Genomic DNA, 23,236 nt, shown 5'->3' with positions numbered 1-23,236 from the left:
GGCTTCGCACCCCGCAGTTACCCGCGACGCACGCTGAGGCGGGGACAGACCCTGCACACGGGCCTGGGCCCTACACCTTCGACATCAGTCGAACCTCCTCGGTGACGAACCACTCAACTCAAGCGACCTCACGTCGCAAATGCCCCGAGCAACAGGACGGCCACAGCGCAGAACACGGCCACCACCGCTCCACGTGTCCCGTGTGATCGCATGAGCACTCGATCCCCCGTCCCCGTACCGGCGCCGGCTGGCCAATATAGAGATGGGACACGAAGGCTTACCAGGCGGCGGCCGGTGGGGCGGGAGACCCGACAGGACGATGCTGCGTGGTGACCTCCGGTTCGAACACAGGGCTGTGAGCCGGACGGCCTCTTGGAGGCCAGCCCGGCCCACTCCGCCCTCGCACCCCTGCCGCCGGATGATGCTGTGCATGCTCTTCCCGCGGTCCGAGCCCGGCCCGTCGGTCGTCGTCGGCCGGTCAGCCGGTGGGAACGGTCAGCCGTCCCACTCGTCCAGGTCCTCCTCGTCCAGCCCATGATCGGCCATCAGCTGCTCGGCCTCGGTCCGCGCGCCGCGTGCGCGCAGGGATCGGACCAGCACGACGACCGCGTTCCAGCGGGCCTCGTTCCAGGGGTCGTCGGGGTCCGTCGTCAGGTCCAGTGCGGCGCGGGCCGCTTCCTCGGCGGCGTCCGGGGCACCGAGACGCAGGCGGACGCCGGCGAGTGCGGTCAGGATCTCGCCGAGCAGTTCCGCCGTCTCCGCGGTCTCAGCGGACTGCGCGGCCGAAGCCCCGGCGAGGAGATCACGGGCGGTCGCCAGGTGCGTCGCGGCTTCCGTAAGTCGCCCGTCGTGGTGCAGCATCCGGGCGCAGGCGTGCAGGAGTCCGGCCCTCGACTCGACCGGTGTGCCCGGCTCGGCCAGTGTCGACTCCGCCTCGGCCAGCAGCTCGGCCACCGCTGCGGGGGCGGGGTTGCACAGCAGGGCCCGCCGTAGCGCGGACAGCCGCTCCGCGGTGCGTCCGGAGGCGGTGAAGCCCTGTGCCGCCGAGGCGTACCAGCGTGACGCCTCCGGGCCGTACCTCAGCCACTCGCCGAGCGTGGCCTCCCACTCCGGGCGGTCGGGCGATCCGGGGAGGTCCCCGTGCTGCTTCTCCAGCAGCTCCCGCAGCCGGCGGACGGCCTCGGCCCGATGGCCGTCCTGCTCGTAGGCGCGGGCCAGCAGCACCTGGCACCGGGTGGCGTCCCCGGTCATGCCGAGGCGTTCCAGTTCGCGGATCGCCTCCTCCGCCGCTTCCACCGCCTCCGCCGGACGCTCGGCTTCCAGCAGGGCTTCGGCTGCGGCGAGTCGCGCACGGGCCGCGCCCTCGGCGTCACCCGCGGCGGTTGCGGCGGCCACCTTTTCGATCAGCCCTCGCACGCGATCGCCGCCGGGCGTGTGCGCCCCCGCGGAGAACACTGACACGGGTACGGATTCACCGATTGGCCCGGCCGCCATCCACCGCCGGATCCGGTTGCTCTGGTAGTCGTTGCCGTTGCGGGTGTCGAACCGGGCAGCGATGTCCAGGGCCCGTTCACGGAGTTCCGCGGCGAGGGCGGTGACGCTGGTGTCCGGGCGGCGCCGGCCCTCCGCGGCCGGGAACCGCAGGAGCAGCTCGCCCTCGCCCTGGTTCTCCAGTGCGGTCAGGACGGCCACGGCCGCAGCCGCGAACTCCGCTTCCGCCAGCGGTGTCCGGGCCTGGCCCAGCCAGGGCAGATGGCGCTCGATCAGGTCGAGGCCGCGGCCCGCGTTGCCGGTGTGCACGCAGAACAGCAGATTCAGTGCGAGCTCGGCCAGGTGGTGCGGATTGTCGCGGATCCGTCGATACGCACTGCGGTGTGCCTCGAGTGCCTGCTCCCCGCGGCCGGTGCGCACGTACGGCAGCAGCAGCTCGGAGTTGATCCACTGGGGCTGCTCGCTGCAGAACGAGGCGCGGGCGGGCTCCCCGATCCGTATCGCCTCCTCGTCCCGTCCCAGCGCGACCAGGGTGCGCACCTGACTGCTCGGGACACAGCCTGCGCAGTCGGACAGCGAGTCGCGCCGGGTGCGGTCCATCCGCTCGTAGAACTCCTGGGCCTGCTCCAGTTCTCCCACGCTCTCCGCGACCAGCCCTCGGTGCTGCAGCACCGCGTGCATGCTGTGGCCGCCCCGCCGGTAGCGGCGCTCCATGTCGTCCAGCAGGTCGAAGGCGCGCTGCAGCGGAACCTCCGGGAACTGATGGACGCTGTAGATCATCCACTTGATGTTCCACAGCAACCGGTGTTCGGCCCGCGCTCCGAAACGCTCGGGCTCACGGTCGTACGCCGCCAGACACCAGGAGTAGGAAAGGAACGCCTTGGCCGGCACCCAGCTGTGCTGGAACACCGACGTCGCCTGCATCCGTACGTCGAAGGCGAACTCCACCAGGCCGAGCGCGTCCGCGTGGCGCATCACCTCCTCCAGCGCCGCGAACTTCGCCGCGCCCTTCGGCATGCTGAAGGTGTCCTGGTAGAGCTTGCGCAGCTCCTGCTCTGTGTGGCTCACCGGGCACCTCCGGCGACGGCGCGGCCGATGAGGCCGAGGAAGGACTGATTGAGGACGGCGGTGTCCGCCGGGCGCAGCGGATGGTGCCCGAGCAGCAGGGCCTGCACGTACAGGCCCTCCAGACAGGTCGCACGGAGTTCGGCGTCGTCCAGCGCCAGCACTTGGCGGGCGAGTGCGTTGCGGTGGTTGAGCACGAGACGGGGGCGGGGGGCCTCGGTGGTCTGGAAACTGCCGAGGATCGACGACCAGACGTCGTCCGCCTGCTCCTTGGCCTCGCGCAGGTCCACCTGGAACGCCGTGTCGTCGTCGAGCAGATAGAGCGCCGGGAGCCCGGACGGCTCGAAGGACCGTACGAGCAGGTCGCAGCCGAGCCGCGCCAGGACGCGGTCCGATGCGGCCAGGGCAGGGGCGATGGCCCGTTCGTCGGCTGCGGTCAGCCGCTCCAGGTGCGTGGCCAGATCCGCCGCGCGCAGCGTCTCGGCCTCCAGCTCCCGGTCCACCGTGACCAGCCGGTCGATGATCTGGGCGTCGTACACATAACCGGCGTTGACGACGGCGAGGCCCTGGGCCGCCGCGACAGGGGCCAGCTGACGGAACTCGTCCACCAGAGGGGTGAACCGCAGCACGCCGTACCGCTCCCGGAACTCGGCGAGGGTCAACGGGCCGACATTGGTCTCCATCGGCCAGAAGTCCGTGACCAGCCGGAGCATCTCGTCGTCGTGCAGCGCCAGCGCCTTCACGCCCAAATGGTGAACGCGCAGGAACTCGCGCAGCCGGGCCGGGTCCTGCCGGCTGAGGCGGACCAGCCATGCACGCAGCTCGTCGCCGAGGCTGTCGCGCGTGCTCTCCAGCAGCGAGTTCTCGTAGAGGGCTTCCCGGCTCGCGGTGGGGCGGAGTTCCGCAGTGTCCGCGACGCAGCGTACGAAGAAGGCCCACTCCGGAAGCAGCCGCTCGGCGCCCTCGGACAGCAGCATCTGCTTGAGGTAGACGCGGTGCGCGGCGGGCACCGCCGGATTGGCGGGCATGGGCAGGACGAAGGCGACGCCGCGCAGGCCCGCCTCGGCGGCGGCCAGGTCCACCACGTCGTAGGGAGTGAAGCCGAAGACCTGCTCACAGTAGGCCTCCAGCCGCGCGCGGCGCTGTGCCGGATCCTCGCCCTCTGGGCGGTCCCAGGGCGCCGGGCCGCCGGTGATCTCCATGGCGTCCACGGTGACGGTGTGCGGCAGATGGGCACCATAGTGGGTCACCAGCTCGGCGACGGCGTCGCGGGTGAGCAGGTGTTCGCAGCCGGGGCGCGGGCGCAGCGTGACGGTGGTGCCCGGCTCGGCACGCTCGTCCCCGGGCGGGGCCGGGCGCACCGTGTAGCTGCCGTCGGAGCGGCCGTGCCACAGCACGGTGGGCTCGTCGGCACGACGCGTGGTCACCTCGATGGAGTCCGAGACCATGAAGCAGGACAGCAGTCCGATGCCGAACTGGCCGAGGAACTCGTGCCGGGCGAAACCGAGTTCGTCCCGCTTGGAGCTGCGGCCTATGGTGGCCAGCAACTCGTGGACCTGCGCCTCGGTCAGCCCGATTCCGTTGTCGCTGATGGTCAGGGAGCCGTCACCGGTGGAGTCGGCGGATGAGACGACGATCCGGCCGCGCCTCCGAGCAGCGGCGTCGGGACCATGCGCAGCGGTGATCGCGTCCACTGCGTTCTGCAGCAGCTCGCGGGCGTAGACCTGCGGGCTGGTGTAGAGGTGGTGGCTCAGCAGATCTACGATTCCGCGCAGATCGACGCGGAAGGTTTGGTTCACGGACTCTCCCCATCCTGGACTGGGCAGCACCTTAGGACGCGGGACTGACACCGCAGAACGAATATCGTCCACGGGCCGATCAGGGGGTTCACCCGCGACGTCCGGACGCACGCCCGGGCTGCCCCCGGATCCGCGTCCGCACGCCGCCCTGCGGCCGCAAGGGAATTCACCGGGCACGCCGGACCGGATCCTCGACCGCCTCACCGCCTCACCGCCTCTGTGGACGCGGGTACCTGGCACCCGCAGTCCCTTGTGTGATCGATCAGGGTCACCGCCCGCACTCACGGAAACCCGCAGGTGGTCCGCACGGCCCGCCGCGTCCGCTCCGGCGACGCGGCATCGACTACCGAAGACGCCCCGGGCGTACGGGCTCGAGAGGCTTGCGCGTGGCGGATCGCATCCGCAGCCCTCGTCTCCCGCGCCTCGCCCGTCCAGACCCTGGCCGCCCTGCGCGCCGCAGGCCACAGCCGGCGCCGCCTCTGGCACGGACGGGCCCGCCGGAGCCGGAAGCGCGTTACTGTACGGCGGCGCTGCACCGGCCATCGGAATCTCCGCTCACCCAGTTGCCTCGAGCGGGGGATCCGCGCGAACTGAGCGCACAGAACGCCAGGACGAGGGCCGAAGGGGCGCCCGGCAGAATGAGTCCAACGGGCCGGATCGGAGTCGGAGATGACTGCAACGGAGAGTGACGGCGTACCGACCCGCCGGCCTGACCTCGGTGTGCCCCGCCTCGTCGGCCGCGACCGCGACCTTTCGTTGCTCGACCAGGCCCTCGACGGGCGGCCGGGTCTCGTCGTGGTCGCGGGTGAGGCGGGGATAGGGAAGACCCGGCTGCTCCACGAGCTCCAGCGGCGGCGTCCGGAGACAGCGCTGGTCGCCGTCTGCCCGCCGTTCCGGGAGCCGTACACGCTCGGCCCGGTCGTCGACGCCGTACGCCGGCTGGCCGACCGTGTCGCCGGTCTGCCGCTCACCGGGCTGGCCGGGGCGCTGCGGCCGGTCTTCCCGGAGTGGGCCGGACAACTGCCGCCTGCGCCCGAGCCACTGCCCGACGCCGCGGCCGCCCGGCACCGCCTGCTCCGCGCGCTCGTCGAACTGATCGACGCCCTCGGCGTCGGGCTGTTCGTGGTGGAGGACGCCCACTGGGCCGACGAGACCACGCTCGAACTCCTGCTGTTCCTGCGGGCCCGGCGGGAGCGGAGCCCGCGCCTCGTCCTCACCTACCGGCCCGAGGACGTCCGCCCGGAGTCGCTGCTGCGCCGGCTGGTCGCCCAGGCCGGCGTCACCCGCCTGGAACCCGGGCCCCTCACCACCGCCGGAACGGCGGACCTGGTGTCCTCGATGCTCGGCGGGGAGCCGGTCTCGGTGGAGTTCGCCGAATTCCTCCACGGCCACACCGACGGGCTGCCGCTCGCGATCGAGGAGTCCGTCCGCCTGCTCTACGACCGCGCGGACCTGGTCTGTGAGGACGGCGCCTGGCTACGGCGCGACGTCGCGGAGCTCGACGTGCCGCCCAGCATCCGCGACGCCGTGCTCGAGCGGACCTCCCGCCTCGGCCCCGCGGCCGGCGCGGCGCTGGCCGCGCTCGCCGTCCTCGAGGGGGAGCGGTCGCCGGCGCTGGTCGCCGAGGTCGCCGGCCTACCCCTGCCGGAGGCGGAGAACGGTCTGGTCGAGGCGCTCGCCGGCGGGTTGCTGCACGAGGACCGCGACGCCCGAGTGGGGTTCCGCCACATGCTGGCCGCGCGAAGCGTCTACCACGCCCTCGGCGCCGGGGAGCGCAGCCGCCTCCACCGCCGTGCCGGGGAAGCACTCGACCAGGAGCCGGTGCGCCGCGTCGCCGAGCTGGCCCGGCACTTCCGGGAGGCGGGAGACCCGGGACGCTGGGCGGCGTACGCAGAGCAGGCGGCGGACCACGCGATCTCGTCGGGCGACCCGCGTACGGCGTTCGGACTGCTCCTCGACCTCCTCACCGGCGGTGCCGTCCGCGGCGCGGCGGTGTCCCCTCTGGTGCGGCGCATGCCGCTGTACGCCGCACCCGGTAACGGGCCGCTGCGCGAACTCGTCACCGTGCTGCGCGAGACCGCCGCAGGCGACCTCACCCCGGAGGAGCGGACCGAGGCCACCTGGCAGCTGGCGCGGCTGATGTTCCACGTCGGTGATGTGGAGGCCGCCTCGGTCGAGATGGAGCGGGCCGTGCCGGGGCTGATCCAGGACCGGCCGGTCGCCGCGGTTCACGCGATGATGATGCTCGCTCGCCCGGTCGGTACCGCGCGGCCCGCGGCGCATCACCGTTCCTGGCTGGAGCGCGCCGGGCGTCTCATCGAGGCCCGGCCCGATCCGTCGCCCGAGGGGCGGCTCGCTTTTCTCATGGACCGCGCCGCCACGCTCCTGGTACTCGGCGACCCCGCCGGCTGGGCGGCGGCGCGCGACCTGCCGGCCGAGGGGGAGACCCCAGGCGAGGTGTTGCAGCGCGCCCGTGGGTTCGCCAACCTGGGTGAGGCGGCGATGCTGTGGGGCCGCTACGACGACGCCCGGCGCCGGCTCGATGCGGCCGCCGCCCTGGCCGAGCAGCACCAGCACCTGCGCCTGCGCGACCTCGTCATGGCGACCCTCGCTCACCTCGACTGGCTCACCGGCGGCTGGACGGGCCCGACGGAGTGGGCGGCCTCGGCCCTCGACGACGACGAACCCGTGCTGCGTGCCGACGCGTTGCTGCTGGCCGGTCTGCTCGACGCCGCGCGCGGCGATCACCGTCGGGCACAGGAGCTGGTGCGCGCCGCGATCGCGGTCGAGCGTCCGCGCGGCCCCGTCGACGGGTCACGCGACCCGTCCGCCATGCTCGCCCGGGTGGCGATCGCCGCCGGCCGCCCCGGGGAGGCACTGGCCGCGACCGATGCCGCCTGGCGGCTCGTCGAGGCCAAGGGAATCTGGCTCTGGGCCGCCGAGATCGCCCCGCTCCGGGTCCGCGCGCTGCTCGAAGAGGGACGCGTCGGGGAGGCCACCCGCGCGGCCCGGGCCTTCGAGACGGGTACCTGCGGCCTGGACGCGCCGGTGGCGACGGCAGCTCGCCTGCTGATCGCGGCCCTGCTCGCGCGCGCCGGCGGTGACCTCGCGGGCGCCGCCGGGCACTTCGAGGAGGCGGGCGCCGCCTGGGCCGCCCTGCCAAGGCCGTACGACGCCCTGCTGGCCCGCGAGGCGGCGGCCGGCTGTCGCCTCGCCGGCGGCGAGCGGGACCGGGCCGTCGATGTGCTCCGCGAGGTCTTCGACGGCCTCACCGGCCTCGGCGCGACAGGGGACGCGGACCGGGTGCGGCACAGCCTCGCGGACGTGGGGGTCAGGGTCGGAGCGCGGGTGGGCCGGCCCGGCTACGGAGACCGGCTCTCGCCGCGCGAACTCGATGTGGTGCGCCTGCTCGTGGAGGGCCGGACCAGCGCACAGATCGCCCGCGTCCTCGGGCTCTCGCCCCGCACCGTCGAGAAGCACGTCCTCTCCGCGATGCGTAAACGGGGCGCGCCCTCGCGCACCGCGCTCGCCGTCGTCGCGGTGGAGTCCGGTGACGTACCGCTGCCGGGGAGTGCGCCGCAGCCACCGACATTGACGGGGTAGCCGCCCATCGCCACGGGAGTTTCCCGGGTAGTTCTGCGCATTGCCGCCTTCCCGCCGCGCGACGTTCACTGCTGGCTCTGGGACAGAACGGAGCAGCCGAGATGACCTCTGGCAACGGCGCCGAACGGTCCGGCGAGGAGCCGGCGGTCGGCCCCATCGACGGATCCCTGGAGATGTCCACCGAGGACTTCGACGAGGCCTCCGACGACGGTGAGGACACCACCGTCGATCCGGCCCCGGCGGCGAGCGCGGACCGGCCGCGTGAGGGCCGACGGAAGCCGGGCGTGGAGTATCGGCCGGTCTGACCAGCACCCCACTTGAGTCGGCCCGGCCGACGCACACTCCCGAGAAGAGCGATGCACAGACCAATACGCATATGGGCCGCTGGGATGGCGGTCGCTTGCGCGGTGGCGTCCGGCCTGATGGCCGTCGCCCCGGCGCAAGCGGCGCCCACCCTGGCCAGCGGCACCCCGCAGAGCACAGCGACCTACAAGCCCGCCGGATGCGCCGTCCCCCTACCTGCCTCCGAGCAGAAGGGTGACGCGCCCTACGCCACCTGCGACCTCATGGGCGTGACCAACACTCACGGCGCCTTGGCCGCAGGCTCGTCCACCCCGCCCGCCACCGCCCTCACCCCGAACGATGTGAGGGCGGCCTACGACCTGCCCACGGGCGGCTCGGGCGAGACGGTCGCCATCGTCGACGCCGGCGGCTACGCGAACGCCGAGGCCGACCTCGCTGTCTACCGAAGCACCTACGGCCTTCCCGCCTGCATGACGGCGAACGGCTGCTTCACCAAGCTCGACCAGAACGGCGGCCACAACCTCCCGCCCGAGGACGCCGACTGGTCCATGGAGACCGCGCTCGACCTCGACGCCGTCTCCGCCGCCTGCCCGGAGTGCCACATCCTGCTCGTCGAGGCCGACTCCGCCGGCGTCGACGACCTCGGCCAGGCCGAGAACACCGCCGCCGCCCACCATCCCGTGGCCATCTCCAACTCCTACGGCATCCCCGGCGAGGGGGGGAGCTTCGCGACGGCGTACGACCACGACTACGACCACCCCGGTATCGCGGTCACCGCATCCAGCGGCGACTACGGCAACATCGTCAACTGGCCTGCGTCGAACGGGAACGTTGTCGCCGTCGGCGGGACGACGCTGACCCGCGACGGCACCACCGCCCGCGGCTGGACCGAGGCGGCCTGGGACAGGGGAGGCTCGGGCTGCTCCAGCGTCGAGCCGAAGCCGGCGTACCAGCAGGGCATCGACACCGGCTGCGACAAGCGTGCCATCGCCGACGTCTCCGCGGACGCCGACCCGGCCACCGGGCTCGGCATCTACAACTCGAGCCCCGCGGTCGGCGGCTGGCTCCAGGTCGGCGGCACGTCGCTCTCGTCGCCGCTCGTCGCCGCGATGTACGCGCTCGCGGGCGCCCCGACGCCCGGCACCTACCCGGTGACCTACCCGTACGCCGACACGAAGGCCGGTGACCTCACCGACGTCACGGCTGGCTCCGACGGCTACTGCGGCAACCAGCTCTGCAACGCCCGCACGGGCTGGGACGGCCCGACCGGGCTCGGCTCGCCCGTCGGTGTCGGCGCATTCCGGCAGGGCCCGCACGGTCTGGTCACGGGTACCGTGCGCGGCACCGGCTCGGGAACGGCCAACGGGCCCGTCTCGGGCGCCTCGGTCACCGCCACGGACGCGGACGGCCGCAGCTACACCGCCACGACCGGTGCGTCGGGCAGCTACACACTCGCGCCCGCACCGGGCGACTACACCCTGACCGTCGCGCAGTTCGGCTACGCGACGGCCGCCACCACGCTGAAGGTGACCGAGGGGCTCACGGCGAAGAAGTCGTTCACGCTGCGCGCCCTTCCCACCCACATCGTCTCCGGTACTGTCACCGACGCCTCGGGCCACGGCTGGCCGGTCGCCGCGACGCTCACCGTCGACGGCTACCCCGGCGGCGCGGTCGACACCGACCCGGTCAGCGGCCGGTACGCCGTCCGGCTGCCGGACGACGGGAAGTACAAGCTGCACGTCTCGGCGACCCTGCCGGGCTACAAGACGGCGGACGACACGGTCGCCGTCGGCTCCGGCGACGTACGCCACGACGTGTCGCTGTCCGTGGACGCGAGCGCCTGCACCACGCTCGGCTACCATTTCGGATACAACGGCACCACGACCGACTTCGAGGGCTGGGCCGGCGCCACGCCGCAGCATGGCTGGACGGTCACCGACGACAGCGGCTCCGGGATCACCTGGCGCTTCGACGACCCGGGTCACTACGGCAACGACACCGGCGGCACTGGCCAGTTTGCCGAGGTCGACTCCCGCGACGGCGGCATCAACACCGAAGAGACGACCAGCCTGGTCTCGCCGGTGCTCGACCTGAGCGGCGATGCCACGCCGATCGTCTCCTTCGACAACTCCTTCATGTCACCCCGCTACAACTCCAACGCCGACGTCGAGGTCAGCGTCGACGGTGGCCAGACCTGGACCTCGGTCTGGCACGTGGCCCGCACGATCTCCTACGGCCCCGAGGTCGTCGCGATCCCGCAGGCCGCCGGAAAGAGCGACGTGCGGGTCCGGTTCCTGTACGACGCGGTCCACTCGTGGTTCTGGAAGGTCGACAACGTCTTCATCGGCAACCGCTCCTGCGATGCCACCGCCGGTGGGCTCGTGGCCGGTACCGTCGACGACGCCAACACCGGCAAGGCACTCTCCGGAGCCGGCGTCAGCGTGGCGGGCATCCCGACGGCCACGACGGCCGGCGGCCGCTACGAACTGTTCGCTCCGGCTTCTGCCGCCGACAGCTCCGGCCGGACCACGCTGGGGGTCGTCGACGGCGCGTACACGGGCTCGACTGCGAAGGTCTCCGTCGCCCGTGATCGGGTCACCCGGAAGGACTGGCGCCTGGGCGCCGGCCGGATCAGTGTCTCCGGCGACTCGCTGCGGGTCACCCAGCCGCTGGGCCGGTCGACGACCCGGACCGTGACGCTCCGCAACGCTGGTACCGCACCCGTCCACGTCGTCCTCAACCCGCAGGACGGCTCGTACACCCCGGACTCGACCCCGGGGCAGGCGCGTAAACCCGGCACCGGGGCACCGGTCCGGCACGTCGGTGGCCACTTCACCCGTGGCTCGCTGCTCGCCGGTAAGGCGCACGCGGCTGCCACACCGACGGGCTCGACCGACGCGGCCCTCGTGAGTGGCGCCACCGCGTGGACGACCGCCGACGCCCTGCCGACGCCGGTGATGGACAGCGGCACGGTGACGCTCGACGGCAAGGTCTACGCCTTCGGCGGGACCGACGGGGCGAACATGCTGTTCAAGGCCTACGTCCACGACCCGGGCACCGGTGGTTGGCAGCGGCTGGCGAACATGCCGGAGAAGCTGGAGAAGCCCGGCGTGGAGGCGGTCGACGGCGAGATCTACGTCGTCGGCGGCTGGGACAGCAACCGCAACGTCTCAACCGCGGCATACCGCTACGACCCGAAGCACGACTTGTGGTCCACGGTGGCATCGCTCCCCGCGGGCGTCGTCGCCGGCGGTACGGCGGTCCTCGGCGGCCGGCTCTACGTGGTCGCCGGCTGCGGCGGCAACTGCATCCCGGTCTCGCAGGCGACCTACGTCTACGATCCCCGGGCGAACGCCTGGAGCCAGGTGGCGAACTACCCGATCACCGACTCGTGGTTCTCCTGCGCCGGCATCGACGGCCAGGTCGTGTGCGCGGGCGGAACCGACCCGGTCAGCGGCCAGGAGACGACGGCGACGTACGCCTTCGACCCGGTCACCGGCGCGTGGACTGCGCGGGCCGACCTGCCGTACCCGAACTGGGCGATGGCCTCCGCCTCCTCCGGCGGGCGGCTGCAGCTGGTCGGCGGTGTCACCGGCGGACAGCTGACCAACCAGGCCGAGGAGTACGACCCGGTCACCAACTCCTGGTCGGCTCTGCCGGCGGCCAACGCGCTGGTCTACCGCGGCAGCGGCGCCTGCGGACTGTACGTCGTCGGCGGTGCAGATGGCGGCAACCGCCCGGTCACCGGCGTGGAGCAGCTGCCGGGGTACGGCGACTGCGGCAGCTCCGGCGCCGCCACCTGGCTGTCGGCGCCGCACACCGTCACCGTGGCCCCGGGTGCCGTGGTGAAGGTACGGGTCACCCTGAACGCGGACGACGTCGACCAGGCCGGCACCTACACGAGCGGGCTGACCGTCGGCACCGACTCGCCGTACGCCGTCCCGGCGCTGGCCGCCACGATGAAGGTGACCGGCAAACACTGACCGCGGACGGCTGACCGAACGGCACGACCTGACGGGGCTCCCGGGAAACCGGGAGCCCCGTCCTGGGATCAGTGTCGGTGAGAGTCGGCGAACTGTGAAGTGCCGGTCGAGACACCACAGTTGATCACCGTGCTATCGTCGCGACCCAGAGGCACTCCTCGCCTGTTCGACCACCTCGGACCGCCCCCTGCGGTCACAGCCCGAGGGTGATGTCCGCAAGTGCGTGAGTGGGATACGGGGATGGACACGGAACGGACGGGTCAGGAACTCACGGACGAGTCCGGCGCTGAGGCCGGCCCCCGGCGCGGGTCGGCCGGGCGGCTCCGCGGCAACGGTACGCCCCGTCGCGCCTGGCTTCGCTGGACCCGGCGGATCGCCCTCGGTCTGCTGCTCGCCCTCCTCCTGTGCACCCTTTCCGCCGCAGTCGCCCTCCGGCTGAACTACGCGGGCGACCCCGCGCCGGGGACGTACACCCGGAATCGGGACGCCCTCTGGCTCGGCCACGCCTGGGTCGACGGACGCAAGAGCAACACGGACCTCGATGCGCTCGCGCGACGCCTGCGCGACACCGGAATCCGCGACCTGTACGTGCATGCCGGCCCGCTGGAACACGACGGCACGCTCCCCGAGTCGGCCTACCAGAACGCCCCGTGGCTGATCAAGGCCGTACACCGCGAGCTACCCGGCGTACGCGTCCAGGCCTGGCTCGGCGACAAGCTCGCGAGTGAGGGACCGGTCGGCCTGCGACTGGAGCGGTCGGCGACGCGGGCCGCTGTGGTGCGTTCCGCCCGTCAGGTCCTGGCGGCCGGCTTCGACGGCGCCCACTTCGACCTGGAGCCCCTGCACTCCGGCGACCGCAACTACCTGACCCTCCTCGACGCTCTGCACCGCGTCACCCTGGCCGACCATGCCCCGCTCTCGGTGTCCGCCCCGCAGATCGACCCCCTCCCCGCACTCCACTCCGTGGCGGGCGGCCTGGCCGGACACCCCAAGTGGTGGTCGCAGGAGTACTTCGGCCAAGTCGCGCGCCGGGTCGACCAGATCGCTGTGATGTCGTACGACACGGCGCTGCCGCTGGAGAGCCTGTACGGAGGCTACGTCGCCCAACAGACCTCCCTGGCCCTCGAAGTCACCCCGCCCTCGACGGACCTGCTGATCGGCCTGCCCTTCTACCACGAGGACGACATCGGCCATCACGCGTCCGCCGAAACGGTCACCGCCGCCGTCCGCGGCGTCCGCCTCGGCCTCTCCCGCACGGACGCGGACCGCACCCGATTCGGCGTCGCCCTGTACGTGGACTTCGCCGCGACGGAGACGGACTGGACGGCGTACCGCGAGGGCTGGGTCCGCTGACCGGCTTGTCTGACCGTGACGAACGCGTTCGCCGGACTTCGGCCCAGTGTGCGGCGGCGGTCTTCAGTCGTGGTGCGTGGTACGTGCCGTCAGGGGACCGGCTCGACGAGCCGGCACCACACAGGACTCGGCCTGAGTACCCGTCAGGTCCCTTGGATCGCCGCGTCATGCGACTCGTCGGTCGTGTGCTGGTTCGAGGCCGGTTCTTTCGGCGGGTTGGTCGATGAGGATGGGCCTGGCGGGAACCTCGGTCGTAGAATCGGGGCATGGGAAGGACCGACCATGCCAGCCGGGTGATCGCGGCGCCACCGGCGACGGTCTACGGCGCCCTCCTCGACCGGGAGTCCCTCGAGGTCTGGCTGCCGCCGGACGGTATGCGCGGGCGGGTCGAGCAGTGGGACCCTCGGCCCGGCGGCGGATTCCGCATGGTCCTCACCTACCTCGACCCCACCGACAGCCCCGGCAAGACGTCGGATGCGACGGATGTCGTGGACGTCGAGTTCGCCGACCTGGTGCCACCTGAACGCGTGGTGCAGCGGGCGGTGTTCGAGGCCGACGACCCCTCGTACGCGGGCACCATGACGATGACCTGGCACCTGACTGCTTCCAGTGAGGGGACCGAGGTGACCGTCACCGCCACGGACGTGCCACCTGGCATCGACCAGGCGGTCCACGAGGCCGGGATCGCCTCCTCGCTGGCCAACCTGGCGTCGTACGTCGAAGCGGCCGACTGACTCAGTTCGCCCGTGCCCCAGCCGGGCCCCGTCGCCGAGGAAGCCGTGAGTACGCACATCCGTCTTCACGCGCATCTCCGACGGACTTCGCTCAGGAGTCCTTGAGGAGTGCCTGGCAGGCGGAACGGGCGATCCAGGCCTGGGCCCGGTCGAAGGACCAAGCACGTTCGCCGACGAGCGTCATCCAGGCGTGCGGGCCGAGGTAGAACAAGAGCAGGTCGACGGCCTCCGCCTGGCTGACCTCGGCGCGGAGGCCGTCGAGTGCCGCGAGGCGATCGGCCACGCGGGTCAAGGCCTGGACGTAGTCGTCCGCCCCCCTGTCCAGTACCGCCTTGACGGCGGGTTCCCCCGGCGGATTCCGGTAGAAGAGTCCGTACACGAGCTCCCAGTGGCGTTCGTGTGTGAGGCGGGTCCCCTCGGCAGTCAGCTTGATCACGGCGCGTGGGTCGTCGCTGGCCTCGACCGCGGCGAGGGTGCCGGCGACGGCCGGGTCCGTGAGGGCCGGCTCCAGCAGGGCCGTCAAGATGCTCGGTTTGTTCCCGGCGCTGCTGTACACGGTCGGCACGGCGACCTTCGCCGCCTCGGCGATCTCCCCGATGGTCACCCCGGCATACCCGCGGGCCAGGAAGAGCGCGTGCGCGCTGCTCAGGATGGCCTCACGTGTCGCTGCGGCCGAGTCCGCGCGGCGGGGCGAGATGTACTTCCGGGTCGTCACCGTCGCAGTCTATCGCCATCGCTGTACGTGACATTATTGACTATAGACGTCTCTAATGAATACGTTGCACTTCATGCTTACAGATCCCCCCAAGGACTCCACCGTGGCGGTCACTGAGACCCGGCTCGCCCATGAGGTGCACCGTGTGGCCACCGCCCTGCTGGCCGAGGCAGCCGTTCACCCCGCAGTACCGCTCGGCGCACTGGCGCAGCTGCGCAACTTCCTCGTCGTGAACCTGCGCCACCACCACGAGACCGAGGACGAAGACTTGTGGCCGCGGATCGTCGCGGCCGCGCCGGCCACGGCGGACGCGCTCGGTGCGCTGAGCGAGGAGCACGAGCGACTGGACGCGGCGCTCGATCGGCTGGCTGCCGTGGCCGTGAGCGACAGCCGACCCGACAACGGAGCCGGTGAGGACGTTGCCGCAGGCCGAACCGGCGCCGACGAGGGTGAAGGCGATGCGGGCGGCGAAGTCCGGGCCGCGCTGCACGACGCGGCTGTCGCGGTACGCGACACGGTGCACGCCCACCTGGCCCATGAAGAGCCGATTCTTTTCCCCGCGCTCCGCGACCATGTCACCCCCGCGGAATGGACGGACTTCTCGCAGCGAGTGATCGCGACCACGCCGCCCGTGGCCGGACATCTGATGGTCGGATTCCTCGACGAGGTCGGTACGCCCGCCGAGGTCGAGTTCGTGCTCGCCGGCCTGCCGGAGCCGATACGCCCACTCCTCCCCGCCATGCGCCGCCAGGCGGTGGACGACCTCCGGATCCTCCGCGGGACCGGGTCGTGACGTCCGCTCCCGTCGGGTGGCCGGACGGGAGCGGACGCCGTGATCAGAGGCGACCGCACCGTTGCGGTCGCCTATGTCACCCCGGCCGGCGGCGCCGTGGTGACCAGCGGCTCGCCGGTGGGCCTGGCAGACCGCGGCCCGGTGGAGTGATCCCGGTCCTGGGTGGCTCTCGTCGGCAGTCCTTCGAGGCACTCACCATGTCATGAGTTGTCTGTCCGGATTCCCCGTTGGGGGCCCCGGCCTCCTGCGTGCCACAACGGGCAGTACGAATCCGGCCACTCGCGTACTGCCCCATCGCCCTGGAGTGACGCTCCAGGCCCCGTTCTGAAAGGTCCAGATCATGGAAACGCGTGAGGTTGTAGAGAGGTTCTTCCGTCTGCTGGCTGCCGGAGACCCGGATGCAGTCGCCGAGGTGTTCGCGGATGACATTGACTGGTACGTTCCCGGCTCGCCGTCGCTGCCCTGGACGGGAAGGCGCTCCAAAGGCAGCGACGTGGCCGACTACCTCCGGACCCTCGTGGACAACATCGTTCCGGACAAGAACGTCGACGAAGTAGAGGCCCTGCTGGTCGACGGCGACCACACGGTGATGCTGGGCCGGTTCACGCGCGTCGCGAAGAGCACGGGGCGAACCTACGAGATGCCCATTGCCATGCATCTCCAGGTGGCAGACGACAAGATCGTCAAGATGTACCTCTACGAGGACACCCTCAAGGTATCCGAAGCCTACGCAGACTGACGGGCTGGGCCTTGGGGCATTCACGACCGGGACCGACCGATGTCCGCGGAGCGCGGGCAGACCTTTGGTGAGTCCTCCGGTGGCTGCGAAGTGCGGTCCTCAGCCGCGGTTTCAGCGCCTCGTCGTGGCCGGCTGCGTTGATCGAGGATGCGGCGGCGTTCAGCTCGGAAGCACCCAGTCCGGCGCCCAGGTCCCGGCGGCGCCGTGGCCGGCTGCCGTGGTGGCGAGGTGGGCGCGGAGAGTGGGCAGCGCTGGGTGGGGGTTGTCGCGGTGCCAGAGGAGCGAGTGCGGGTAGACGGGCGTCGGGTCGGTCACCGGGATGCGCCGCAGGCCGTGGCCGGCGGGCCAGACCAGGCGGGTGTGCTCGCCCATGAAGGTGGCCAGGGCCGGGGTGTCGGCGATGGTGTCGAGGAGCGCGTCGGAGCCGAAGTTGGGGCCGGTCGCCTCGATGGTGAGGCCGAACTTTGCGACGAGGTCGTCGTAGTAGGCGGCCCACTCGGTACCGGGGACGATGCCGGGCATCCAGATCCGGTGCCCGGTGAGCTGAGCGACGGTCACCGACCGGGCGCCGGCCAGCGCGTGCGCGGGACCGGTGAGGAGCTGGAGCGGCTCGTCGAGCACCCGGACGGACTCGATGTCCTCGGGAAGGGGCCGGCCGGGCACGGCCACGGCGCGGAAGGACGCGTCTATCGCACCGGACCGGATGGCGGCGACGGCCGTCTCGATGTCGAACAGCATGACCACGTCGAGCTCGATATCGGGGTGCGCGCGGTGGAATCCGCGCATCAGGCCCGACGCCGCGCCGCGCGAGGCGATCACATCGACGCGCAGCGGACGTCGGCAGGTGTGCACGGACGCGATCGCGCGCTCGGCGGCGCGCAGCAGCTCGCGCGCATGGGGCAGGAAGGCCTGCCCGTCGATGGTGAGCTCGGCACCGCGCGCGGTGCGGGTGAACAGCCGTACGCCGAGAGTGCGCTCCAGCGCGGCGATGCGCTTGGAGACCGCCTGCTGGGTGACCGCCAGCTCGGCGGCGGCGTCCTGGAACCGCCCCGCGTCGGCGGCGGCGACGAAGGTCCGCACGGTGTCGAGGTCCATGCCCGATACCCTAGAGGTACAACCGTTGGTTGTGGCTGGGCGGCCCTGCGGTTGTTTGATCCCCGGCTATGGTGCTCGCTTTGATGCTTCCGATCGCGGATCGGTTGTGCGGGTGAGTGGCGAGGGGCATCGGGCATGAGGAGCGGGCACCGGCTGGGACAACTGCTCGGACATCGGCTGGGGCGGCGGTTCGGGTGGCTCTGGGGAGCGTACGGGACCAGCGCGCTCGGCACATGGCTCGCCTTCGGCGCGTTCCCGCTGATCGCCATCCGGGTGCTGCACGCCGGACCGGCCGAGGTCGCCGCGCTCTCCTCCGTGGGGGTCGCGGTGGGTGCGGCCGTAGCGGTGCCGCTCGGCCCATGGGTGGAGTTCCGCCGCAAGCAACCGGTGCTGATCGCGATGGACCTGGTGCGGTTCGCGGCGTTGCTGACGATCCCCACCGCGTTCGCGCTCCGTGCGCTCACCTTCCTTCAGCTTCTGCTGGTCTCGGTCGTCGTCGCGGCGGCCGACATCACCTTCCGCGCCGCCTCGGGCGCGTACCTGAAGACGCTGCTGCCGGCCGAGGACCTGCTCGTCGCCAACGCCCGATTCGAGTCCACGGCCTGGACGACCACGATCATCGGACCGCCGCTGGGCGGCGCAGCGATCGGGCTCCTCGGTCCGGTGGCGACGGTGGTGGCCGACGCGGTCAGCTACCTGCTCTCAGCCCTGGGCATCCGCGCGACGGGCGGGCACGAGCCACGGCCCGAGCGCCGGGAGGCCCCGCGCATGCGGGCCGGGGACCTGCTCGACGGTTGGCGGTACACCCTCGCCGACGCGACGCTGCGTCCGCTGTTCTTCAACACCGCTTTGTTCAACGGTCTGGTGATGGCGGCCGAGCCGCTGCTGGCCGTGCTGATGCTCGACCGATTCGGGTTCGCGCCGTGGCAGTACGGCCTCGCCTTCGCCGCGCCCTCGATCGGCGGGCTGCTCGGTTCGCGGCTGGCCCGACCGCTCGTCACCCGGTTCGGGCAGCACCGGGTCCTGGTCGTGTTCGGGGCACTACGCGCGATCTGGCCCGTCGGCCTGGCCTTCCTGCGGCCGGGGACCGGCGGGCTGCTGCTGGTGATGGGCGTCGAGCTCGGGCTCATCTTCTGCTGCGGCGTCTTCAACCCCGTCTACGCCACCTACCGCCTCGAGCGCACCGCGACCGACCGGGTCACCCGCACGCTGTCCGCGTGGACGGTGACGACCAAGGCCTCGACCGCGCTCCTGACGGCCCTCTGGGGCGTGCTGGGCAGTCTGCTCGGCCCGCGTACGGCCATCGGCCTGGCCGGCGTACTCCTGCTGGCAACCCCGCTGTTGCTTCCCCGCCGCGCCGCAGCGCACCTCTCCGATCCGGAGCCCGAGCCGACACCGAGCCGCGCCTGACGGACCGCCACGGCCGTCACCGCGATCGGAGGACTGGCCCGCCCTTCTTCGGAGAGTCACCACCGGGATAGAGCTCTCCGACGATCCCGAGCTCGCCTTCCGTGCCCACGCCTGTGCCGAGTCCTTCCGCAGGCGCAGCCGGCGCGGCCAGCCAGGAGGCGGGCCCCCGACCGACAGGTGCTCCGCCGTCCTGACCGCGCCTCAGCTGATGCGAACTCCCGTGCCGCTGACGCGGACCCGCGGGTCACCTGCGCGCAGCGTCACCGTGAGCTCGCCCGGGCGACCGAGGTCCTCGCCCTGATGCAAGGTCAGAACGGCGTCCTCGGGGACCAGGCCGAGCTCACGGACGTACGCACCGAACGCGGCCGCCGCGGCTCCCGTTGCCGGGTCCTCGACGACGCCGCCGACGGGGAACGGGTCACGGACATGGAAGACGGTGGCCGACTCCTGCCACACCAACTGGACCGTGGTCAGGTCCAGGCGGTGCATCAGGGCTTCGAGGCGCGCGAAGTCGTACGCGAGATCGGCCAGGCGGGCTCGCGTCGCCGCCGCGAGAACGAGATGGCGGGCGCCGGCGAACGCTGTACGGGGCGGGAAGGCCGGGTCGAGATCGGCGGCCGGCCAGCCGAGCGCGGCGAGGGCCTCCGCGAGGTCGGCGTCGGCGACCTCCTCGATGTGCGGCTCGACACTGGTGAGTGTGGCCCTGACCGTCCCGCCCTCCTCGGCCACCTCCACCGGAACGATGCCGGCACGCGTCGAGAACGTCAGCTCCCCGGGGCCAGTCCGCTCGGCGAGCGCGACGGCGGTCGCGACGGTTGCGTGCCCACAGAACGGCACCTCGGCCTTGGGACTGAAGTAACGGATGGTGTACGCCCGTCCCTCCGGGCCGTCGAGGCCCTCCGGGGGCGCGGTCAGGAACGCGGACTCCGAGTATCCGAGGTCGGCGGCGATGGCCAGCATGTCGCTGTCGTCCAGGCCGGTGGCGTCCAGCACGACCCCGGCGGGGTTTCCGCCGTCGGGGGAGCTGGAGAAGGCGGTGTAGCGCAGCACCTCGGGCCGCGGGGGATTCGTCGTCATGCTCGTGGCAACGCGGGACGGGCCCGAGGCCATTCCGGGACGCGGGCGGAAGCGGGGACGGTCGCCTTCGGCGGAGCCGCACATCGACACGTGCCTTCGCTGCCCCTGGGTGGTCCAGAACCGTCGGACGCCCTCAAGTCCTATGCCTTCCGGGCCAGTCCAGCGGCGATGAGACGCTCCCAGACGGTGAGTTCCCGTTCGCCGCCGCTGTTCAACGGGCTGTCGACCACCTCAGGACGCCACAGTGACGCGGGGACGATCCCGGGGTCGAGGATCTCCAGGCCATCCAGCAGGGATGCGATCTCCTCGTCGGTGCGCCACCGACCGCGGCCGAACGTCTGCTGGAGGACTCCCTCGGCCTCCGCCGTCTCCGGGTTGTTGCCGGAACGGAAGTGGCTAACGAAGAAGTAGCTCCCGGAGGGCACCCGGTCGCGCCAGTAGCGGACGATTCCAGCCGGGTCCTCCTCGTCGTTGACGTGGTGAAGAATGGCGCTGAACATGACGGCGACGGGCTGATCGAAGTCGATCAGTTCCACGGTGTCCGGGTGGGTACGGACGTCTTCGGGGTTGCGTACATCAGCCGCGACGACCCGGGTCCGGTCGTTCTCCTCCAACAGCGCACGGCCGTGGACCAGCACTTGGGGGTCGATGTCGACGTACACGACCCGGGACTCCGGAGCGTGCCGTTGCGCGACCTGGTGGACGTTGTCGGCGGTCGGAAGACCGCTGCCCAGGTCGATGAACTGCCGTACGCCGGTGGTCGTCGCGATCTCCCCGACCGCCCGGGTCAGGGCCGCGCGGTTGGCGAAGGCGATGGCCACCGAACCAGGAAGGTCACGTTTGAACACGTCGCCAATCTCCCGGTCCACGGCGTAGTTGTCCTTGCCGCCGAGCAGGTAGTCGTAGACGCGGGCGATACTGGGCTTGGTGGAGTCGATGGAGGAGCCTTCAGCCGTCATGACGGCCATCCTCCCCTGCAACGTCGCCTGCTGACCACCACTTTGGAACGCTTGGATGCGCCTTCCTCTGCGAAGGGGGACCCGTGATCCGGCGGGGTGAGAGTGATCAGTGCACGCCGAGGCTGGATCGGCGGACCACCAGTTCCGGCTGGAGCACGACCCGCCGGTGCTCATGGATGTACGACTCCGACACCAACACCGGCTGCCGCAAGGCCTTTGTCTCACAGGCCAGCGCCGAAGACCTCGGCCGCACCGAAGTACAACTGCTCGCCCAGCAGATCGGCTACAAGGGGCAGATCGCGATCCTGTCCGCCGCACAGATCGCCACGAACCAGAACACCTGGATCGGCTACATGAAGGACGAACTGAAGGACCGTTCCTGAGGACTGAGCATGAGTTGCACGGGCTCAGTCGGACGCTCCGAACGGTGTTGGGCGTCCTGGTCTCCCGCGTTCGCGCCGCGTCTGGTCCCAGCGGATCGTGTCCGTGGTCCAAGGATGCGGGGGCGGGTTTCCTCACGCCCGCGGGTGCCGTGTCCGGCCTGGGCGGTCCGATACCCCACACGATCGCTCTGGTCGTGTGGGGGCGGTGCCGTCCGTCGCCGGATGCGATGCCCGAGGGCGCGCCTGCCGATCGCGATGCTCGCAGCATCGTGACGGGTGGTCTTGCGGTTCTTGTGGGTGAGGGGTTTCTGCCAGTGCTGGGCGCCCCACCTGCTGGTGTAGGCCGGGTCGACGGCGATGATGGGGATGCCGAGTTCGGCCGCCATGCTGACGAGCCGGGCCCGCAGCTTGGATACGGGCATGCCGGAGATCACCTGCCTGAACCGCTTCTGGCGGCCGTGTTTCTCCCGGGTCTTGTCCGCGGTGAAGTCGAGGTCTTCGATCGCGATCGACAGGCCGTGGCGTTGGGCCCAGTGCAGGAGCCGGATCAGTGCATGCCGTACCTGGGCGTCACGATGCATCGCGGTGCCGGACAGGTCGTAGACGAACCGGCGCGGCCGGCCGCAGGGGTTGCCGTGCTCGTCCAGCCGCCAGGCGGCGAGGTGGTCGGCGTTCGTATCGACACCGATCAGACCGCCCTTGCGGGCGTGGGACAGGGGAACGGTTTTGACCGGCGGGATGGTCCAGGAGGCGGTCAGGTACCAGCGCCCGCGCTGCACGTCGTAGTGGATGCGGTAGGCCACGGCCCGGTTCGTGGTGATGCGGTCGGCCCACTCGTCGTTGCGGTGGTGGAAGAGGGCAGCGCCGGTGAGCGTATACCGGCCATGCGGGGCGTTGGCCAGGTGGGCGAGCGGAGCAGGCAGCTTGAGGGAGATCTCGCCGTCCGGGGTGACGCGGATGGTCTCATTACCGAACCGCTTGCCCGATTCCCCGTCCGCCTGCAGGAACCAGCGCGATGCTTCCCAGCGTTGCCGCCACTGGGCCTGCGTGAGCTGGGCGGCGTGCAGGTGGTGCCGGTTGCGCGCGAGCCGCTTCCCACCGCGCACGATGCGGACGCGGCCCACAGCGCGGTCGGCCTGCTCGGCACTCAGCCGGTCTCGAAGGACCTGCAGGCGCCGGGTCTTGGCGAACCACTCCTGTGCGCTGCGGTAGCCGCCCGGCGCCCGCCTGTTTCCCTTCTCCCCGACCGGCAGGGACAGGCGGTGCGCGATCGTCCGCACGCCCGCCTGAAGGCTTTGGATATGCGCGCTTTGGGCACGCCTTGCCAGCGCCCACTGATCGTGGGTGGCCTTGGTGATGCTCCCGGCCCAGCGCGACGAAGACTCCTCCGTGAGGGCTCGCTTTCGCTCCGCCCACGTATGCGTGGAGTGCTCCAGACCGTCGGCGCACCGGCGTTTGAGGTCCTTCGAGGCCAGCGAGCCCAGATGCGCGCCCACCAGGCGCAACACCTGCTCGTCGTCGGCCCCCAGGTGTTTTAGGCGGGTGCGGATCGCCACGCCGGACGGGCCGACGGCCACGAAAGGGGCAGCGATCGTGCGCAGCGACGACTCATCACGCATCGACGTACCCCGCTCCCCAACGCTTGATCAGCAACAGGAAGAACGGTACCGGCCGACACTGACATCAGTGCCCGCCACGCGACGTGTGCGCGCTGCAACACCACGAACCAGTACA

General features: G+C 71.5%; 15 protein-coding genes and 1 pseudogene. 9 read left to right on the top strand and 7 right to left on the bottom strand.

What is annotated here, in order from left to right; all coding sequences use genetic code 11:
* Positions 1–495: 495 nt before the first annotated feature.
* On the bottom strand, positions 496–2,559 hold the full coding sequence (locus tag ACQEXA_RS11230) for a hypothetical protein (RefSeq protein ID WP_433129593.1): 2,064 nt from the start codon (positions 2,557–2,559) through the stop codon (positions 496–498).
* A complete protein-coding gene (locus tag ACQEXA_RS11225; RefSeq protein WP_433129591.1) occupies positions 2,556–4,355 on the bottom strand; it encodes an HSP90 family protein in 1,800 nt (599 codons plus the stop codon). Before ACQEXA_RS11225 ends, ACQEXA_RS11230 begins: the two co-directional genes overlap by 4 nt.
* A gap of 669 nt (positions 4,356–5,024) precedes the next feature.
* On the opposite strand from ACQEXA_RS11225, the gene ACQEXA_RS11220 reads away from it, so the two are divergent.
* The 5 genes from ACQEXA_RS11220 to ACQEXA_RS11200 all read left to right on the top strand — a co-directional run bounded on the left by ACQEXA_RS11220 (position 5,025) and on the right by ACQEXA_RS11200 (position 14,331).
* Positions 5,025–7,958: an ATP-binding protein gene (locus ACQEXA_RS11220; RefSeq protein ID WP_432935011.1), complete on the top strand. Its 2,934-nt coding sequence runs from the start codon at positions 5,025–5,027 to the stop codon at positions 7,956–7,958.
* A gap of 101 nt (positions 7,959–8,059) precedes the next feature.
* A complete protein-coding gene (locus ACQEXA_RS11215; protein WP_432935012.1) occupies positions 8,060–8,263 on the top strand; it encodes a hypothetical protein in 204 nt (67 codons plus the stop codon).
* Positions 8,264–8,314: 51 nt separating this feature from the next.
* Positions 8,315–12,244 carry a kelch repeat-containing protein gene (locus ACQEXA_RS11210; protein ID WP_433129589.1) on the top strand — a complete coding sequence of 1,310 codons (3,930 nt, stop codon included), beginning with the start codon at positions 8,315–8,317 and terminating at the stop codon, positions 12,242–12,244.
* A gap of 240 nt (positions 12,245–12,484) precedes the next feature.
* Entirely contained in the window at positions 12,485–13,597 is a 1,113-nt protein-coding gene (locus tag ACQEXA_RS11205; RefSeq protein ID WP_432935014.1) for a glycoside hydrolase family 18 protein, read from the top strand.
* Positions 13,598–13,863: 266 nt separating this feature from the next.
* On the top strand, positions 13,864–14,331 hold the full coding sequence (locus ACQEXA_RS11200) for an SRPBCC family protein (protein WP_432935015.1): 468 nt from the start codon (positions 13,864–13,866) through the stop codon (positions 14,329–14,331).
* A 91-nt stretch (positions 14,332–14,422) separates the two neighbouring features.
* Here ACQEXA_RS11200 and ACQEXA_RS11195 read toward each other — a convergent pair whose 3' ends face one another.
* Positions 14,423–15,046, bottom strand: a complete 624-nt coding sequence (locus tag ACQEXA_RS11195; RefSeq protein ID WP_432935016.1) for a TetR/AcrR family transcriptional regulator — start codon at positions 15,044–15,046, stop codon at positions 14,423–14,425.
* A gap of 73 nt (positions 15,047–15,119) precedes the next feature.
* Here ACQEXA_RS11195 and ACQEXA_RS11190 point away from each other — a divergent pair, with 73 nt between their 5' ends.
* Entirely contained in the window at positions 15,120–15,839 is a 720-nt protein-coding gene (locus ACQEXA_RS11190) for a hemerythrin domain-containing protein (protein ID WP_433129587.1), read from the top strand.
* A 340-nt stretch (positions 15,840–16,179) separates the two neighbouring features.
* Positions 16,180–16,578, top strand: coding sequence for a nuclear transport factor 2 family protein (locus ACQEXA_RS11185; RefSeq protein ID WP_432935018.1), 399 nt, complete (start codon positions 16,180–16,182; stop codon positions 16,576–16,578).
* A gap of 159 nt (positions 16,579–16,737) precedes the next feature.
* On the opposite strand, the gene ACQEXA_RS11180 is transcribed toward ACQEXA_RS11185, so the two are convergent.
* Entirely contained in the window at positions 16,738–17,673 is a 936-nt protein-coding gene (locus tag ACQEXA_RS11180) for a LysR family transcriptional regulator (RefSeq protein ID WP_432935019.1), read from the bottom strand.
* A 135-nt stretch (positions 17,674–17,808) separates the two neighbouring features.
* Here ACQEXA_RS11180 and ACQEXA_RS11175 point away from each other — a divergent pair, with 135 nt between their 5' ends.
* Positions 17,809–19,083 carry an MFS transporter gene (locus tag ACQEXA_RS11175; protein WP_432935020.1) on the top strand — a complete coding sequence of 425 codons (1,275 nt, stop codon included), beginning with the start codon at positions 17,809–17,811 and terminating at the stop codon, positions 19,081–19,083.
* A gap of 201 nt (positions 19,084–19,284) precedes the next feature.
* On the opposite strand, the gene ACQEXA_RS11170 is transcribed toward ACQEXA_RS11175, so the two are convergent.
* Both ACQEXA_RS11170 and ACQEXA_RS11165 read right to left on the bottom strand, forming a co-directional pair.
* Entirely contained in the window at positions 19,285–20,160 is an 876-nt protein-coding gene (locus ACQEXA_RS11170) for a PhzF family phenazine biosynthesis isomerase (protein ID WP_433129585.1), read from the bottom strand.
* A gap of 140 nt (positions 20,161–20,300) precedes the next feature.
* On the bottom strand, positions 20,301–21,119 hold the full coding sequence (locus ACQEXA_RS11165; RefSeq protein ID WP_432935022.1) for an SAM-dependent methyltransferase: 819 nt from the start codon (positions 21,117–21,119) through the stop codon (positions 20,301–20,303).
* Between the two features lie 179 nt (positions 21,120–21,298).
* On the opposite strand from ACQEXA_RS11165, the pseudogene ACQEXA_RS11160 reads away from it, so the two are divergent.
* Positions 21,299–21,493, top strand: a pseudogene (locus tag ACQEXA_RS11160) (substrate-binding domain-containing protein); the annotation flags it as partial.
* Here the strand turns inward: ACQEXA_RS11160 and ACQEXA_RS11155 are convergent.
* On the bottom strand, positions 21,469–23,121 hold the full coding sequence (locus tag ACQEXA_RS11155) for an IS200/IS605 family accessory protein TnpB-related protein (RefSeq protein WP_433129583.1): 1,653 nt from the start codon (positions 23,119–23,121) through the stop codon (positions 21,469–21,471). The pseudogene ACQEXA_RS11160 and the gene ACQEXA_RS11155 overlap by 25 nt on opposite strands.
* Positions 23,122–23,236: the final 115 nt, after the last annotated feature.

This window comes from Streptomyces sp. CA-106110 (assembly GCF_050936285.1).
Lineage (GTDB): Bacteria > Actinomycetota > Actinomycetes > Streptomycetales > Streptomycetaceae > Streptomyces.
This window is presented reverse-complemented; position numbering and strand designations above follow the sequence as displayed.